Below are 15,982 nucleotides of genomic sequence, written 5' to 3'. Positions count from 1 at the left end.
TTTTACATAAAACGACTGATCCCGGTATGATATGCCAAAGTTTTCCGCATATTAAAGCCAAGAAGGCAAAAAGGAGGCAACACACGTGAAGTCCATCTTTTTTAATCTGCTTCTTTTCCTCATCCTGCTGATTACTGCCGGTTCACCCATACATGCCACACCTCTCGACCCACAGACAGAAAACATTGATAGTAAAAGCGGTTCATCCATTTTCGTAATCGATCAGCGGAAAATGGATGTGACGGGAGACAAACGGCCCGATACTGTTACGCTAATGGGTGAGAAGGAAAAGCAGGAAAATATATATTCGGAAAATCTTTTCCTGATCTTTCAAGACGGGGCTACCCGCCGTTTTACCACCTTAAATTTAAACGATGGAGGATATCACCCAAACATTCAATTCTTTGATTTTAATGGCGACCGTATTCCGGAAACCTATATTTCAGCTGAAACCGGCGGAAGGGGCGGTACTTCTGTCTTTCATCTGGTTTCATCAAAAAACAATCATGTAGTGGAAATTCCGGTTCCTTCTTCACTCGGGATCAGCGGGCGGTTTACGGACGGATATCACGCTACCATTTTGGTTAAAAACACCGGTGAAATTACGTCCATCAATCTGGCTGAACGAAGACAAAAATATGAAACGTCCGAGGTGTATAAAAACGGAACGCTCATTAAACCGATTAAAGTCTCGGCGAATAAGTTCAGTATGCTGACCCCTGTGGATGTAAACGGAGACGGTGTATTTGAACTGCGGGGCGTCCAGCGCATATCTGGAATTGCCAATGGCGATTCTGTAGCCTTTGCCGACTCGATCTGGAAATATAAATTTATGCAATGGGAACTTGTCAGCAGCAGTGTCCACAAAGCGAATTAAAAAAGCAGTCCAGGGCCAAGACCCTGACTGCTCTTTTTTATACTCTTGGGGTTTGATGGATCAATTTTTGCAGCTGTTTCCCTGCATTTTCACTGCAGAGCCCCCCATGATAACAAACAACCTGTTCCACATGATAAGCGGTGTAGTGCTGGATGGATTTCTCGGCCTCTTCCAAGTCGAGCGCCGTTTCCTTGTGGGGCCCGTACAATACACCATTCATGCAGTACATTGAATCTCCTGCAACCAACGCGTTACTTTTTTTCAAATAGAGGCTGATATGGCCAGGTGAATGCCCCGGGGTAAAAATAACAGATATGCCGCCTGCCAATTCAAGTTCCTCTCCGCCTTTTAACGGAATATGCACCTTGGAAGCTGGTGCCGGAACTTCATAGAACGCTTTTGCCATCTCGGGAAGAGCCTCAAATTCTTCATCAGTCAGCCGGCTGCGATCGGTTTTTATTAAAGGCTTATCGCCTTCAATAAAGGGCTTTTCGGTCTCATGTGCGTATACAATAAGAGATTGTCCAAGTGCGTCCTGCAGTTCCGGGAGGCTGCCGATATGGTCAATATCCTGATGCGTCAGAATAACATGCGTGAGATTTTGGAAGGGAACGCCTGCTGTTTCCATTTCATTCCGTAGGTTCTGCAGTTGGCCGGGCACACCTGTGTCGATCAAAACGGCTGACTTCTCGTCCCATTCAAGGACGGGATGAATCAACATTCCGTTCACATTCACATCGAGCATGGCTGCACCATTTGCGAGTTTTCTCATACATTTTCCCTCCTGCTCTTTCCTTTTTAACTTCATGCCTGAAGTACATATTCTCTTTTGGATGCTTAATTCCTTGAATCCGCTTGAACCTTTTTGCAAAAGGGTACTACTTAGACATGACCAGCCATCTGAAAGGAGACTAACGATGAAATCAGATACGATACGTTTAATTGCCAACGCCCGCAGGACTGCCTTTTTAATTCAGCCTGGATTTTTGCCTGGCATTACGAGCAAGTCTGCTGATCATGTTTGGTCTGTTGGCCACTTTGATCGTCATCTATAAAAAAATTACCAAGACAAAAGGCTTCTCCGTTTGGACCCGGCTTCCATTCTCGATTTATATCGGCTGGGTGTCTGTAGCTACAATCGTCAATACGGGCGTGTTCCTGGTTTCTCATAATTGGAACGGTTGGGGCTTAAGCGATGTTACCTGGACCGTTATCATGCTCATCGTTGGGACGGTTTTGGCCTTTTATTTCACCTCAAGAAACAGAGACATTTTCTATTCACTCGTTTTTATATGGGCGTTCATCGGGATCGCTGTGAAACGGACGGAACTTAAGGATGTTTGGCTTTCTGCCCTGCTGGTCGCAGGGTACTTGCCGTTCATGTGCTTTACCGCCTTTTCACGAGAAACTTTTCTTATAAACAACGAACACAATAAATAGTTCCTGAAACGCCAAAAGGCCGGTTCCACGTGTGGAGCCGGCCTTTATTTGGATCGGATGGAAAATCTTTTCGTATTTATGATATTTTTTCGCAGAAATCTTGTATACTTCTTATAGTCTTATAGATCAATGCGTATATGCTGGAGGCCTCCATGGAAAAAACAAAATGTCCCATTCCGGTTTTTATTCCGCTCATTGTCGGCATTGTTGCCGTATCATTTTCTTCTATTTTTGTGAAACTCTCTGATGCCCCTGTGTCTGTACAGGGCATGTACCGGCTGCTGTTTACGATTCTTTTCATGCTTCCATTTACAAAAAATCAATGGAAGAAGGCTAAACGGATTCAGCCAAAACATTGGCTGCTTCTTTTTTTATCCGGAACGTTCCTTGCCCTTCATTTCCTTTTGTGGATGGGCTCCCTCAAGCTGACTACGGTGGCCAGTTCTACCATTATTCTGGCATTGCAGCCGGTGTTTGTTTTAATCAGGGCTTTTTTCTTGTTTAAAGAACGCACATCCTCTGCCTCCCTTATGGGAATGGCGATTGCAATTTGCGGTGCCGCTCTTATTGGATGGGGGGATATCGGGATTTCTGCGGAAAACTTGCTAGGAGACTTACTTTCCCTTTTCGGAACGCTTGCCGTAGCTGTACATATGCTTATCGGACAGCACTTATTGCGTCATATTCCTTCTTTTTTCTACAGTCTTGCCGTGTTTATTTCAGCTGTCCTTGTGTTTGCTTTGTATAACGGGGCAGCCGGCATTCCCATGACTGGATATGGTGGCCACGACTGGCTCATCTTCTTTTTGCTGGCCATTATCCCAACTGTATTCGGGCATGTTCTGTTCAACTGGCTGATGAATTATGTGAGTGCAACCACCATTTCCGTCAATATCCTTGGTGAACCTGTGGGGGCAAGCATCCTGGCTTATTTCATGCTGAATGAAAGCATCTCCCTTTTTCAGGGAGCCGGCGGTTTTCTGGTTTGCACCGGCTTGTACCTTTTCTTAAAAACAAGCAGGGTTCCCGATCACATAAAAGAAGCTTCTGTTCCTCAAAATGTATAGGCAGTAAGTTGATTAAAAGAAACAAAAGAGGTACGTTAATAGAGTTAATAAAAGATCAGAGAAAAGATGGATGATCTCATCAGGGGGGATTCTGAGATTGGAAAATAAAAAAGCGTTGCCAATCTTATTTTTAGTGATGTTTTTAGTAATGGTTGGATTCGGGATCATTATTCCTGTCCTTCCTTTTTTTGCGGAAAAGGTCGGAGCAAATCCTGCTCAGCTCGGCTTTTTGATGGCTGTATATTCTTTGATGCAACTGTTGTTTGCCCCGGTATGGGGCAGGATTTCCGACCGGATTGGACGAAAGCCGGTTATGCTGATCGGGATTGCAGGATTGGCTGTTTCTTTCTTTTTAATGGCTGTCTCCAGCCAGCTTTGGATGCTTTTTGCGGCCCGCATTGCCGGGGGACTTCTGTCTTCAGCGAATATGCCGACAACGATGGCCTACGTGGCCGATATTACAACCCCTGAAAACCGGGGGAAAGGCATGGGCATTGTCGGAGCTGCCGTTGGCCTTGGGTTCATTTTCGGACCGGCTATTGGCGGTATTTTTTCCGAGTCCAGTCTGAACACTCCCTTTTATCTTGCCGGAGCTTCTTCGCTCATTACGTTCTTTCTGGTTCTTTTTGTATTAAAGGAATCACTGCCGAAAGACATGAGAATAACCGGAAATGTAAAAAGCGCATCCAGGTGGGAAGCGTTCAAGGGCGAGGTTTCGATTCTCTTTGTTCTGCAGCTGTTTATTTCACTTTCTTTATCAGGACTCGAAGCGACCTTTGCTTATTTCGCCGCAAAGAAAGCGGGACTTGATTCGAATCACCTTGGATACATCTTCATGATCATGGGGTTTGCCGGCGCTCTTGTGCAAGGGGGACTTGTTGGCCGTTTAACCAAAAAGTATGGAGAAGGAAAGGTCATTCAGGGGGGAATTGTTCTCTCCGCAGTCGGATTCGGCTTAATTCTTCTTGTCCATAGCTTCACGACTGCTGCTATTTTCCTTTCCATTTTCGGAATTGGCAATGGCGTCATTCGGCCAAGTGTATCCGCCCTTCTGACAAAAACCTCCACCTCGGGGCACGGCAGTGTTACCGGCCTGCTGTCTTCCTTCGATTCACTCGGGCGGATTATCGGTCCCCCTCTTGGAGGCTGGCTGTTTGCCAAAGCCGCAGGGCTGCCTTATATCTCAGGTATCGTGTTATCAATCATTGCCCTGGTTCTTTACCAGGTCTATCGGGCCCGGGCTGAACATTTTTCAGAAGCAGGTTAAAAAGGCAGTGCACTTGTCGTGCACTGCCTTTTCCCTTGCTATTTGACTTTCACCGTTTCGGAGCGGTAGTTATCTTTTTTCCCCTCAGGTTTATAATGATTTTCGATATTGCCGCTCGCATCTACGGCAAACCATTTCACCGTTGCCGTCTGCTCAAGAACCGGTTTTTCTGCACCTTCACGAATACCGCTGATTTTTATTTTTTTGGATGAGAAAGTCGGCCGCTTGTTATTGGTCGTATAGTAAATCGTTGCGGGTTCAGACGTGGAAAATTCAAGCGTTGCATTTTCCATACTGCGCTTCACGTGGAGCTTGGAAGTTGGCGCTTTTTTGTCATGCTCGTAATCATAGGCAACATCCAGCATTCCGATCAGGCCGTTGGCAAATTCCATTGCCTCTTCATGTCCTTCCTCAAAAGGCGGCTGAAATCCTACGGGCTCCCATTTTCTCTCCTGGGCGTTCCATAAATCGGCGCCTACCTCAAAATCCCATGCATAAATGCCATTGTTATACCACAGGGCATCTGCCGAGTTTCCAGCTGCAGAATACAACACATCCGGTACAGGACCCGTGCGTCCTGGCAAAATGGTTGTTCCGCGATACTCCTTTATTTGCTGCAGAATCCGCTCCGACGCGCTCCAGAAGAAGGCTTCCTGTCCGGCAGTCGGACGCGGCAATGTTTCCCTCCCAAGAGCTTTGTACGCTCCCGGAGGCCACATGAAATAGCCGCCGTAGCTGTGGACATTCATGGCAAACTTCACATTCGGATTTTCATCGGCCAGCCAGATCAAATTTTTGGCTTCGGGTTCTGACTGCTCTGTAGGACCTCCGTAAACCGAGCTTTGACAATCTGTCGAAGAGCCAAGATACCCATCATACACCGAACCGGTTCCGTGATTGCGGTTCAGGTCGACACCCCATGTATTGCGGAGAGCCGGGTCCGATTTCTCGGGGCCGCAATGATTGGTCATGTTCTTTCGTTGCCAGTTATAATCATAAAAAGAATAAGTGGCTCCATCCGGGTTGACAGAAGGGACGATAAAAATATCAAGGTTATTCACCAGCTTGCGTGTCGCTTTGTCTGTACTGTAGTTTCTGAGCAATCTTTCTGCCGTTTCCACGGATACGAGCGGTGTCACCCACTCACGGGCATGCTCCTGTGAATAAAGGAGAACTCCGGCTTTCGAGCCATCCCGATGTTTTCCGATCCGAATTGCTTTCATTGTATGCGGTTCGCGCGAAATCGACTCCGGCGCTTTTAAGCCATCCGTGAGCTTCAATTTTTCCGTTGAGGCTACAAGACCTTCTCCACTGCTGTCTCTAAAGAAGGTGGCGGTAACGAGACTTCCTGCCTCTGCGTTAATTTTTTGAATGACGTCTTTTGCTTTACTCGAACTTTGTCCGGCGGCATCAGTCGCCAGTTTGACAACAATCGTGTTTTCCTTTGTATCAATGGACAGCGGAAGATTTGCGCCCTCCTGCTTTACTGCCTGGAGGCTGATGCTGTTTCCGCCTTCATGGCCCCATTTTTTCGAGGTAATGACGACAGCCGAAGCGGGATTCGCCAGATCTCCAATCATCGTCTGTGCCTTTCTGCGGTAACCATTGGTCTCATATGGCAGTTCCACAATTTCCGCAATACTGGAAAATTGCTTTGCTAGCTTGGTGATCCGCTGATCGAGCTCGGTTGGGGTCATATAATGGTCTGTAAAATCCGATACATAATGTTTACCTGGAGTTGGTTTCTTGCCGCCGATCCAGTTCGTTACTTTTGCTTCCATGGTGCCGCCAAGACTGCTCGTGATTATAACGTTTGAAGGACGGGTATCCACTGGAAGCAGCATGGAATGATACATATAAACATCCGCGTCCTCTATTCGTTCAAGCGCTGCTGTTCCACCTGATCCAGGTGCTGTATTCTTTCCTTTGTCCCATGTTGCGGTAAGTACGGTTGAGTTGAGAGAGCCTGCATCCGTCTTCGCCTCGACATACAGGAATTTGCCGCCCTGGCTTGTAAAATAGTTGGCTCGTAAAATGGTAACCTTGTCCTTGGCTGCTGCCAGGTCTTTTTCCTGCTGTACCGTAAATTGGCGCTCCTGCCTCAAGGTTTGAATTTCATGCTGGGTGGAAATAACATCCGTCTTGTACCCTCTTAATTGCAAAATTTCCATCTCTTCTTTGGTCAGGATAGCGTCAGCTTCCATTCCCTGGCCTGCATGCTGGTCAAGGTTTTCCGTAAGATCCATTCCATAGCTTAGTAGTTTGTCCAGGTCCGCACGGTTCTTCAGATGGATTTTTACCAGCATGGCTTCATTCTTTGCCGTTGTGGAAGGGCTGGCCGCATGGACGGAAGCTAGCGGCAAAGGCAGCAGAATGGCAGCAGCCATCGACACAGCTATGAGCTTTTTCTTTGTCTTTCGACTTTTCAATTTTATCGCCTCCAATAATCGACTGTTATGCAAAATATGTAAGTTAGTTACAGTATAAGGTGAATTGAAGGAATATTTTGTCTTTTATTGTTTGTTGACCATAAAATGATTCCATGTAACTAAATAGCAACCCTGGTCCCATGCTATTAGTCCCTGAAAAAGAAAGCGTTTTATTTTCTTTTCGGCCATAAAACTACTAAACTATTACTATGAATGTTAATACGTACATATGGGAGGATGCTATGTCTGTTTACGAATATCATGCGAAGACAATCATGGGCGAGGAAAAATCACTTCAGGAGTATGAAGGTAAGGTATTGCTTATCGTCAATACAGCCAGTAAGTGCGGATTTACTCCGCAATATAAGGAACTTCAGGCGCTTTACGATGAATTCAAAGATCAGGGTCTTGAGATCCTGGGGTTCCCATGCAACCAGTTTGCTGGCCAGGAACCTGGAAATGAAGAGGAAATCCAGGAATTTTGCCAGTTGAATTACGGAGTGGCCTTCCCGATGTTTGCCAAGGTGGATGTAAAAGGCGATCATGCACACCCTCTCTTTACCTACTTAACCAGTGAAGCACCCGGGATTTTAGGATCAAAGGCAATTAAATGGAACTTCACCAAATTCCTGGTGAACAAACAAGGAGCAGTCGTATCCCGCCATTCTCCTCAAACCTCACCGAAGGATATGAAAAAAGAAATAGAAGCACTGCTCGCGCAGTAATCAGCACGCACGCTTTTGGTTTCCCCTAAAGCGTGCGTTTTTCATTGCACGGTAATTAGGCTTGCCAACAAGGCAAACGTCCAGACCGAGTGATGCCTCCTACATATACTGTATCGAGAATGTTGGAATTGGATATTAAAGGAGGAATTTTAAATGTATGCAAACTCACCGATTAATGCACCAATGAACGCTCCGTTAAACGTACCTGTGTCAACGGCTTCTTATGGGTATGGTTATGGCGGCGGATGCGGCGGCGGTTACGGTTATGGCGGCGGTTACGGCGGTTACGGTTATGGAGGCGGAAGAGGATTTGCGATCATCATCGTATTGTTCATCCTCTTGATCATCATCGGCTGTTCATGCTGGGCCGGTCACGGCCACGGCGGCTGTGAAAGCAGCAGCAGCTGCTAATCGTTCAAGCAGCAAAAAAGATCCAGGCGGTTGTCCGCCTGGATCTTTTTATTTTTTTATAATAGAACTTCCTCTGCAACCTCGCTTGCAGCCGAGAGTCTCACAGGATAAATGCTCGTAAACGGCAAAGGACTTACAGGCAAGTCTCCAGCGTAAAGGAATGCAATGAGGGAGGCTTCCGGCAGAGAAACCGTATCGAGTACTGCTCCTTGAAGCTGCAGTGCAGAAATTGTTTCTCCCGAAATGTGCTCTTTTTCACCAATCAGAAGATAGGTCGTTCCCTCTTTGGCCTGTTTTCTTTGAACGACTTCTGAGACTGTCGGTTTGTCCTGATAAACACTGCCCGTCTCATACAGGGATAAAAAATCTTCGACGATGGCACTTGCTGTTGCTTCAGCCCCGGCACCGGGTCCCTGTAAGGTTAAACAGCCAAGAAGATCCGTCTGAATGCGGACGGCATTGTCCACTCCTTCCACTCCATAAAGCGGGTGTTCACTGTCTACCAACACCGGTTTCACCTTCAGCTCGAGACTGTCATCCAGGAGCACCAGATGTTTTAGGCGAAGTCCAAGCTGTTCTGCGAGCTGTATTTCCTCAAGACGCACATTTCCAATTCCCTTTACCTCGGCTTCCTCCCATATAGGCTGTTCACCATAAATCCACTTACTCAGCACCATGGCTTTATAAAAAGCATCCAGCCCTTCAATATCATTCGTCGGGTCAGGTTCTGCATACCCCTTTTGCTGGGCGAGTTCCAGAGCTTCCGGAAACGTAGATCCAGTTGTTCTCATGTGCGAGAGAATAAAATTGGACGTTCCATTCAATATTCCCTCCACGTGCTGTACTTTATTGATTCGCAAAAGCTCCCTCAGTGTCCTTAACACCGGGATGCCGCCGCCTACACTTGCTTCATATACAAAGCGTGCTCCTCTTGCTTTCGCAAGGCTTGTTAGCTCTTCCCCATGACGGGCAATCAGGTCTTTGTTGGCGGAAATTACATGGCACCCTGCTTCCAGTGACCGGGTAATGTACGTTTTGGCCGGTTCAATTCCCCCGATGGCTTCAATGACCACATCCGGCGCCTCCTTACCCAGAATTTTTTCAAACTCTGAGTATAATGGCGCTTTCTGAAAGTCGGACCTCGGTTTTGCCGGATTTTTAATCAATATTCCTGACAGACGAATCTTTTTTCCCAGCAACTGTTCAATATCAGGTTTTCTTTTTAACAATGAGGAATATACCCCGGTTCCCACAGTTCCCAGTCCCAGCAATGCAATTTTAATTTCACTCAATGATATCTCTCCCTTTGTTTGATTGGATAAGCTTACCTCTCGAGAATAGCTCCGAAATGAAAAAAGCCCCCTTCCTAAGAAGAGGGCGTCCGGCCTCCTCTTATCATCCAGGATTTCTCCTGCAGGTAGTAGCACCTTTTCAGGCAATATGCCTGAAGGTTGCCGGGCTTCATAGGGCCTTTCCCTCCGCCGCTCTGGATAAGAGTACATATGAGATTGAAACATGTTATGTAGCAAATGACTTTTTTAGTACTAAAAAACTCCCTTATCGATGATAAGAGAGTTACATTCCGGTTTCATCTCTTATCGCTCAAAGTTGTACCTTTGAAGGACTTGGCACCTTTTCAGACAATCTGCCTGAAGGTTGCCGGGTTTCATCGGGCCTTTCCCTCCACCGCTCTGGATAAGCTTTTTTAAATTAGTCTTACTTTATCATGGAGGAAGAAGAGCGTCAACCGCTCCTGGACCTATTTTTCCGTTCAAGATAAAACATGATCAGCAGTGAAGGCACCAGAGCCATGATAAAGGATTTGGTGATTACCGTTCCACTGAAACTTTCACTCGCAGCGATATGAAAAGCAAAATCTGTAAAAGTGATGGCCAAAGCCATTAAAACGGTCCCAGGAATTACGTTTTTCATAACAAATCCTCCTGTCGAGCGAAATTGAGTTACCACCAGTTTACAAAATCCGTGTGGTAAAATCCACTGTTCCAGGAATTTTCAGGCACATAAGGCTACACTAATTTTCCTGCACAAATCTGACGTATTCCTTCAAGGGCATCCTGCTGATCCTGTCCTTGCGCTGTTATACAGCACAAGCCAGCCATGCCTGAGAGTTTACTCATGCTTAACATGCTTTTGGCATTCATCTGGCAGTTATCGAATTCGAAATAGATTTGACACTCTTCAAATTCGTTCGCTTTATGAACAAGCTTTGATATTGTTCTGGAATTCATTTTTTCCTGCAAAAAGCAGTATGTCTTCATACCTTTCCACTCCTATTCCTTATCCCTGCCATTTTAACCCGCAATGATTAAGCACATATTAAGGCAGTTTAACTTTTTTTCATACCAATGAAGATATGCACGCCTGACCATCAATATGTGGATAATGGGCAGTTTAGGAAAAAAGGAGGAGCATCAGAAGGGTTAAAATTGTTTTTCAAAAATATGTATTTTTTTCCTCGTTTTCTTTAATTTCGATTTCTCTGAAGCCCATTCTGCTCCAAAAGCTGAACGCAGGAGCATTACCCGTTAAGATTCCGAGCCGCAATACGGGGTGCTTCATCTTTCTTAACTCATTTTCGCATTCCGTATAAAGCTTTTTTGCCAATCCCTGGTTTTTACAGGCTTTGGCAACCATCAGGAAACCCAGCCACGGCTTGCCATCCTTCGGGTTATGTAAAAGGTATTCAATAATGGCCGCGTTTTTGCCGTATTCTTTAACCACATAACGAAACCTGGGAGGCTTTATATCTAGAAGTTCCTCCATAATATCTTTTGGCTCCACTTTGCCTTTCCCGTAAAACAGCTCATTATAAAATGGATTGGGGTTCATAATCTCTAGTTCATCCATCGCTTTCTCCAGCCCGCTCTGTTCCCATATCAGCACTCCCGCACCCCCTATTCTTCTTTCTAGCATACAACAAAATCAAAAAAAACACGCTCCTGAAATCAGGGCGTGTTCTTCGTTATTGGCTGTCCTTGTTGTTCTTGATTTCGGCGATATCACCCTGATTGGCAATTGGATCAGCAAACGTTCCCTTCGGAATATCCGCCTTTCCTTTTCGCTGCTCCGCGTTTTGCTTGCGGATTTTTTCATTTTTGGCCATGCCGGACACCTCCTTGCCTGGTACTTAACATAACCAAACAAGGCGGAGTCTACTCTGTTATTTTTCCAGATTAATATAGGCTTTTTGGGTATCTATTTTCTTTTTGATCATATCTGTCTCATAAAGCCACTCTGAAACCTTATTCCACGACTTTTGATCCTGATACCCAAAGGGTTTGCTGCCACTGTCCATCAAGGGCAGAAGAATTTGAAGGCTTTTCTTTTCTACCTTTTGATCCAGGGGAAACTCTTTGTTTTCATGCTGAAATAAAATATTCAACGCGTTCTCCGGATGCTCTTGTACATCCTTTTGTCCTTTTGACAGAGCCCGCCAAAATTTTTGGTAAAGCTTCCTGTTTTTCTTCAATCCATCTTCACTCGAAACAAGTACCAGCTCATAATAATCAGGCACTCCGTATTTTACTGGATCGATGGATCGGACAGGGTGCCCCTCTTTTTTCAGCAAAATTTGTTCATGGTTGATATAGCCACCGGAGATGCCGTCAACTTTTTTAGAAGCCATCGCCGGAATGATATCCCATCCGATATCCGTCATTTTTACGTTATCCGGATTTCCCCCGTCATGTTTTACCATCGTTTTAACAATAGCTTCATTAATCGGAATAGACGGATAACCTACATTCTTTCCTTCAAGATCTTTAGGTGTGTGAACGCTGCTTTTCTCTGGCACCATCAGATGATTGAGCGGATGCCTCACCATCGCTCCAAGAGAAACCACCGGTATGTTTTCGGCACGTGAAAGCACAACCTGCGGCTGGTAGGTCAATGCAAGGTCCGTACGCCCGGCTGCCACAAGCTTTAACGGATCATTGGTTTCAGCCGGCATTTTCACGTCCACCTCAATGCCTTCCTTTTTAAAATACCCTTTCTCAATGGCATCATAAATTCCGGCATGCACTGCGTTTGGGTACCAGTCGAGCATCACGCTCACTTTCTTCATTCCATCTTTCCCTTCCCCGCTTTTAGTCGCGGAAGAGGAACAGGCACCAAGTGCGAGAAGCAGACACCCTGCAAGCAGCCATTTACTGTGTTTTATCCACTTTTTCATGTTGTACATCCTTTCTGATTTCTTTCCATCTGAACATTCGTTTTTCCGCAAGTGCTGCTGCCCCAAAGAAACACATGCCAAGCAGAGACAAAAGGAAGATGGCGGAAAAGACACCTTCTGCGTTCAGACTGCCTGACATTCTTCGTGAATAGTAGCCGAGCCCTTCACTTGCCCCGAGCCATTCACCGATTGTTGCACCCACGACTGAAAATACAGCAGCAAGTTTGATGCCCGAAAAGAATGAGGGAAGTGCCATGGGCATCTGTACTTTTTTAAAGATCTGCCATCTTCTTGCTCCCATGGAACGCAAAAGATCCACATAATCCCGATCATGATGGTTCAGGCCGTCATAGGTGCTCACCACAATGGGGAAGAAAGCGATCAAAACAGTAACCGCCACTTTGCTCCATATGCTGTAGCCAAACCAAAGGACAAAAATCGGTGACAGCGCGATAATCGGTATGGTCTGGGAAATCAATACCCCGGGATAAATTGTTCGTTGTAACGATTTGAAAAAAAACATGGCAACCGCAAGTGAAACACCAGCCACTGCCGCTATAACAAAGCCAAGGATCGTTTCCTTAAACGTGGCCCATGTATGAAAAAGCAATATGTCCTTGTTCTCAAAAAGAGACAGTAGGATGCCTGACGGTGCCGGCAGAATAAAAGACGGCAGCCTGCCGGTATCCACAAGCCATTCCCATGCACCAAGCAGGAGGAGGGCTGCCATCAAAAATAAATAATAATCCTTAAAAAATGCTTTGATACGATTCATGTGTAATTCTGCTCTCCAATGTATTGATCAGCTCTGTTATTTCAGGGGATAGATATGTCTCTCTCGGCCTTTGCAGCTGAACCATGATTTCTTCCGTCTCACCGGATGGGTGGAGAACAATAATCCTGTCACTTAAAAAAACCGATTCGTGGAGGTCATGTGTGACCAGGACGATGGTTTTGTTCAGTTCTCTCCATAGTGCAGCCATCCATTGGTGCATATCCTTTTTGGTCATGGCATCAAGAGCGCCAAATGGTTCGTCCAGAAAAAGCACCTCTTTTCCCGTCAACAATGTGCGCAAAAAAGCGATTCGCTGACGCATTCCCCCGGACAGCTCATGTGGATAGGCTTTCTGAAATGCGGACAGTCCCACCCGTTCCAGGAGAGCTTCCGCCTCTTTTCTCTTTTTTTGCTTTTGAACCTCTGGTGACAGAAGCAGGTTATCCATGACCGTACGCCAGGGAAGAAGAAGGTCCTTTTGAGGCATATAGCCTGCTGCCCCCGGGACGGATGGCTCATTTTGAATCAGGATTTCCCCTTCATCCGGCTTCTCCAGACCGCATGCGAGTTTAAGCAGTGTACTTTTTCCTGTGCCGCTTTTGCCAATAATGGAGACAAATTCTCCTGCTGCCGCTGAGAGATTTATGTTCTTTAAGATGGGTCTGTACTGCCCGCCTTGTTTCATGCTGTAAGAAACATTTTTCATCATGAATGTCATTCATTCGCTCTCCTTTTTGCAGGACTATACCGGCCATTCATGCCCGTAATAAACCATGTCCCAAAACATGAACTCAAATCGTGACGTAGTTAGAAAATGGTTTTGCAAAGCCTCTAGCTCCTGATTGGTTTTTCCTTCCGCCCATTCATCAAGCTTATCCTTCAGCCAACGTGAAAGACTGCCGAAGTCTTCAGAAGCGTACATTTCAATCCAAGGGCCATAAGGATGGCCGGACAGGTTCCCTGCTTCCCTTTTCAACATGGTTCCGATCTCGTGATAGCTCCACATGCATGGCAAAAGGCAAGAGACCAGTTCGGCCAGGCTCCCCTGCTGGGACGCTGCCAGCATATACCTCGTATATGCGAGATTTATAGGCGTCGCCTTTTCGTTCTCCAGTTCCTCCTCACCGATGCCGATTTCTTTGCAATAACTGCGGTGAAGATCCATCTCTGTGTGCAGCGTTTCATGCAGAAGGCCGGAGAACCATTTAATTGTTTCAGTATCTTCTGCTTTTACCGCTCCAAGTGCGAACAGCTTGGCGTAATCCTTCAAAAATACATAATCCTGTTTCATGTAAAACATAAAGCGCTCCATCGGCAGGGAGCCATCCTTAATTCCCTGAACAAAAGGATGGCGGTGGATATGCTCCCATACCTGCAATACCCGGTCATGGAGCTGGCGGGTAAATCGGTCCTGCTGGCTACTCTTAACCATTTAAAGTGCTCCTTTCTGTATTGCACCATTTTTCAATAAACCCGGCGAGAACTTTTGCATGATGGATTAACTGCTGAAGCTCTACTCTCTCATTTAGCGAATGGGCTTCCTCCAGTTTTCCGGGGCCGTAAATCACAGTGGGTATCCCGGCTTGTCCCAGCCAGCCCGCGTCTGTCACTGTCGGTGACATGGAAACGACAGCCTCCTGCTTGGACACCTGGTGATGCTGATTCTTCAGCATGACGAGCCCCGGATGATTTTCATCAATATCAATAGCAGGAAAAATCTCTCCTCTGTCTTCGATCATCGATTTTCCGCCCCAGTCAAAGGAAGGCGGATTGTCTTTGAGCCAAGGATCTCCTTGGGCAACGGCAAGGACATGCTGCTGAATTTCCTCCGCAACCTCTTTATAAGTCTCGTTCGGATAAAAATGGACGGTAATCCAAAGCCTGCACTCATCCGCAATATAGGCCGCATTCCTTCCCCCCTCAATAACCGAAGGATTGATCGTTGTGCTGCCCGGCAAAAACCCGGGATAGACTTTGGTTACGGCCCAGTGACGCTCAAGCTCCTGCAGCCCCTGTATGACTTTCATCATCTTTTCAATGGCACTTGCACCAACAATGCCTCCGCCGGCATGAATCAATCGGGAACGGAGGCCATCATGATGAGTGGTTTTGCTTTTTATCGTGATCCAGCCTGTAATCACACCGCCCTGCCCATGGATGGCAAGATCGGATGTATCCGCCACAACGGCAAAATCAGCTTGCATACCGCGGTCGACGCATGATTTTGTTCCAGCTTCACCGGCTTCTTCTCCTGTTACGGATTGAAAATATAAATCGCCATCCAGTTCGACGCCTAATTCCCGTAACAGCTGCAGCGCAAAAAGTGTGGAGGCCATTCCTCCTTTCATATCAGCTGTGCCTCTTCCATACAAAAAATCTCCGTCTTTCCTTAATTCAAACGGCTGATGCTCCCATTCAGCTTCATCTCCTGCCGCTATCACGTCGATATGCCCATTGAGGATAAGACTTTGATACTGTTCACTGTTTCTCCCGGGTTTGGTTCCAGCCACAATCGTGTCACCGGGAAACAGCCCCCACTCTTCTGTCTCAAACCCGAGGTCCCGAAGAAGATATTTGATATAATGCTGGGCTTCCTCAGTATTTCTGGCCGGCGGGCTTTCTGTCCGGAAGGCCACAAGCGACCGAAGAATCTCGATCAAATCCTCTTTTCTTTCATCTGCCAATCTATTAATCTTGTCCTGAATACTGCTCATGCTCACCCTCCTTTATCTGCTGAACCTTTGTTGCTCTTGAAAGCAGTTGCTTTCCGTTTCAGGATGCTCGCTTTGACCGGCGCAA

18 protein-coding genes and 2 riboswitches are annotated in these 15,982 nt (G+C 46.3%); of the genes, 6 read left to right on the top strand and 12 right to left on the bottom strand.

Going from position 1 to position 15,982, the window contains the following annotated elements:
* Positions 1–85: 85 nt before the first annotated feature.
* A complete protein-coding gene (locus QNH15_RS05800; RefSeq protein WP_283893248.1) occupies positions 86–877 on the top strand; it encodes a hypothetical protein in 792 nt (263 codons plus the stop codon).
* A 37-nt stretch (positions 878–914) separates the two neighbouring features.
* On the opposite strand, the gene QNH15_RS05795 is transcribed toward QNH15_RS05800, so the two are convergent.
* Complete coding sequence (locus QNH15_RS05795; RefSeq protein ID WP_283893247.1) at positions 915–1,649, bottom strand: MBL fold metallo-hydrolase; 735 nt, start codon at positions 1,647–1,649, stop codon at positions 915–917.
* Positions 1,650–1,855: 206 nt separating this feature from the next.
* On the opposite strand from QNH15_RS05795, the gene QNH15_RS05790 reads away from it, so the two are divergent.
* The 3 genes from QNH15_RS05790 (at position 1,856) to QNH15_RS05780 (ending at position 4,651) form a co-directional block, all read left to right on the top strand.
* Entirely contained in the window at positions 1,856–2,317 is a 462-nt protein-coding gene (locus QNH15_RS05790; RefSeq protein ID WP_488259974.1) for a hypothetical protein, read from the top strand.
* A gap of 152 nt (positions 2,318–2,469) precedes the next feature.
* Positions 2,470–3,384 (top strand): DMT family transporter, encoded by a 915-nt coding sequence (locus QNH15_RS05785; RefSeq protein WP_283893243.1) that lies wholly within the window; start codon positions 2,470–2,472, stop codon positions 3,382–3,384.
* A 70-nt stretch (positions 3,385–3,454) separates the two neighbouring features.
* Entirely contained in the window at positions 3,455–4,651 is a 1,197-nt protein-coding gene (locus QNH15_RS05780) for an MFS transporter (protein ID WP_430667127.1), read from the top strand.
* 38 nt (positions 4,652–4,689) lie between these two features.
* Here QNH15_RS05780 and QNH15_RS05775 read toward each other — a convergent pair whose 3' ends face one another.
* The gene (locus QNH15_RS05775) at positions 4,690–7,080 is read right to left on the bottom strand and encodes a M14 family metallopeptidase (RefSeq protein ID WP_283893241.1); all 2,391 of its coding nucleotides are present in this window, start codon (positions 7,078–7,080) and stop codon (positions 4,690–4,692) included.
* Between the two features lie 242 nt (positions 7,081–7,322).
* Here QNH15_RS05775 and QNH15_RS05770 point away from each other — a divergent pair, with 242 nt between their 5' ends.
* Both QNH15_RS05770 and yjcZ read left to right on the top strand, forming a co-directional pair.
* Positions 7,323–7,805, top strand: a complete 483-nt coding sequence (locus tag QNH15_RS05770) for a glutathione peroxidase (protein WP_283893240.1) — start codon at positions 7,323–7,325, stop codon at positions 7,803–7,805.
* A 183-nt stretch (positions 7,806–7,988) separates the two neighbouring features.
* Positions 7,989–8,216 (top strand): sporulation protein YjcZ, encoded by a 228-nt coding sequence (gene yjcZ, locus QNH15_RS05765; protein ID WP_283895447.1) that lies wholly within the window; start codon positions 7,989–7,991, stop codon positions 8,214–8,216.
* Between the two features lie 56 nt (positions 8,217–8,272).
* Here yjcZ and QNH15_RS05760 read toward each other — a convergent pair whose 3' ends face one another.
* From QNH15_RS05760 to QNH15_RS05715, 10 genes are all read right to left on the bottom strand, one after another.
* A complete protein-coding gene (locus QNH15_RS05760) occupies positions 8,273–9,508 on the bottom strand; it encodes a homoserine dehydrogenase (protein ID WP_283893239.1) in 1,236 nt (411 codons plus the stop codon).
* A 97-nt stretch (positions 9,509–9,605) separates the two neighbouring features.
* A riboswitch (SAM riboswitch) is annotated at positions 9,606–9,713 on the bottom strand.
* A gap of 95 nt (positions 9,714–9,808) precedes the next feature.
* A riboswitch (SAM riboswitch) is annotated at positions 9,809–9,918 on the bottom strand.
* Positions 9,919–9,959: 41 nt separating this feature from the next.
* Entirely contained in the window at positions 9,960–10,148 is a 189-nt protein-coding gene (locus QNH15_RS05755) for a hypothetical protein (protein ID WP_283893238.1), read from the bottom strand.
* Between the two features lie 95 nt (positions 10,149–10,243).
* On the bottom strand, positions 10,244–10,495 hold the full coding sequence (locus tag QNH15_RS05750) for an HPr family phosphocarrier protein (protein WP_283893237.1): 252 nt from the start codon (positions 10,493–10,495) through the stop codon (positions 10,244–10,246).
* Between the two features lie 175 nt (positions 10,496–10,670).
* On the bottom strand, positions 10,671–11,120 hold the full coding sequence (locus QNH15_RS05745) for a GNAT family N-acetyltransferase (RefSeq protein WP_283893236.1): 450 nt from the start codon (positions 11,118–11,120) through the stop codon (positions 10,671–10,673).
* A 79-nt stretch (positions 11,121–11,199) separates the two neighbouring features.
* A complete protein-coding gene (locus QNH15_RS05740) occupies positions 11,200–11,340 on the bottom strand; it encodes a hypothetical protein (protein ID WP_283893235.1) in 141 nt (46 codons plus the stop codon).
* Positions 11,341–11,397: 57 nt separating this feature from the next.
* Positions 11,398–12,408 (bottom strand): ABC transporter substrate-binding protein, encoded by a 1,011-nt coding sequence (locus tag QNH15_RS05735; protein ID WP_283893234.1) that lies wholly within the window; start codon positions 12,406–12,408, stop codon positions 11,398–11,400.
* Positions 12,383–13,183, bottom strand: a complete 801-nt coding sequence (locus QNH15_RS05730) for an ABC transporter permease (RefSeq protein WP_283893233.1) — start codon at positions 13,181–13,183, stop codon at positions 12,383–12,385. Before QNH15_RS05730 ends, QNH15_RS05735 begins: the two co-directional genes overlap by 26 nt.
* Complete coding sequence (locus QNH15_RS05725) at positions 13,158–13,901, bottom strand: ABC transporter ATP-binding protein (protein ID WP_283893232.1); 744 nt, start codon at positions 13,899–13,901, stop codon at positions 13,158–13,160. The genes QNH15_RS05730 and QNH15_RS05725 overlap by 26 nt, the downstream gene beginning before the upstream one ends.
* 24 nt (positions 13,902–13,925) lie before the next feature.
* Positions 13,926–14,615, bottom strand: a complete 690-nt coding sequence (gene tenA / locus QNH15_RS05720) for a thiaminase II (RefSeq protein ID WP_283893231.1) — start codon at positions 14,613–14,615, stop codon at positions 13,926–13,928.
* Positions 14,608–15,897, bottom strand: coding sequence for an acetylornithine deacetylase (locus QNH15_RS05715; RefSeq protein ID WP_283893229.1), 1,290 nt, complete (start codon positions 15,895–15,897; stop codon positions 14,608–14,610). The genes tenA and QNH15_RS05715 overlap by 8 nt, the downstream gene beginning before the upstream one ends.
* Between the last annotated feature and the right edge of the window lie 85 nt (positions 15,898–15,982).

Source organism: Fictibacillus enclensis (genome assembly GCF_030123385.1).
GTDB lineage: Bacteria > Bacillota > Bacilli > Bacillales > Fictibacillaceae > Fictibacillus_C > Fictibacillus_C enclensis.
Note: the sequence above shows the minus strand (reverse complement) of the source record. Positions and strands in the feature narration are given on the sequence as shown.

Coding starts and splice junctions, on each gene's coding strand:
- QNH15_RS05795 (WP_283893247.1), bottom strand. CDS start 1,649: ATGAGAAAACTCGCAAATGGTGCAGCCATGCTCGATGTGAATGTGAAC.
- QNH15_RS05785 (WP_283893243.1), top strand. CDS start 2,470: ATGGAAAAAACAAAATGTCCCATTCCGGTTTTTATTCCGCTCATTGTC.
- QNH15_RS05780 (WP_430667127.1), top strand. CDS start 3,455: ATGATCTCATCAGGGGGGATTCTGAGATTGGAAAATAAAAAAGCGTTG.
- QNH15_RS05770 (WP_283893240.1), top strand. CDS start 7,323: ATGTCTGTTTACGAATATCATGCGAAGACAATCATGGGCGAGGAAAAA.
- yjcZ (WP_283895447.1), top strand. CDS start 7,989: ATGAACGCTCCGTTAAACGTACCTGTGTCAACGGCTTCTTATGGGTAT.
- QNH15_RS05755 (WP_283893238.1), bottom strand. CDS start 10,148: ATGAAAAACGTAATTCCTGGGACCGTTTTAATGGCTTTGGCCATCACT.
- QNH15_RS05750 (WP_283893237.1), bottom strand. CDS start 10,495: ATGAAGACATACTGCTTTTTGCAGGAAAAAATGAATTCCAGAACAATA.
- QNH15_RS05740 (WP_283893235.1), bottom strand. CDS start 11,340: ATGGCCAAAAATGAAAAAATCCGCAAGCAAAACGCGGAGCAGCGAAAA.
- QNH15_RS05735 (WP_283893234.1), bottom strand. CDS start 12,408: ATGAAAAAGTGGATAAAACACAGTAAATGGCTGCTTGCAGGGTGTCTG.
- QNH15_RS05730 (WP_283893233.1), bottom strand. CDS start 13,183: ATGAATCGTATCAAAGCATTTTTTAAGGATTATTATTTATTTTTGATG.
- QNH15_RS05725 (WP_283893232.1), bottom strand. CDS start 13,901: ATGACATTCATGATGAAAAATGTTTCTTACAGCATGAAACAAGGCGGG.
- tenA (WP_283893231.1), bottom strand. CDS start 14,615: ATGGTTAAGAGTAGCCAGCAGGACCGATTTACCCGCCAGCTCCATGAC.
- QNH15_RS05715 (WP_283893229.1), bottom strand. CDS start 15,897: ATGAGCAGTATTCAGGACAAGATTAATAGATTGGCAGATGAAAGAAAA.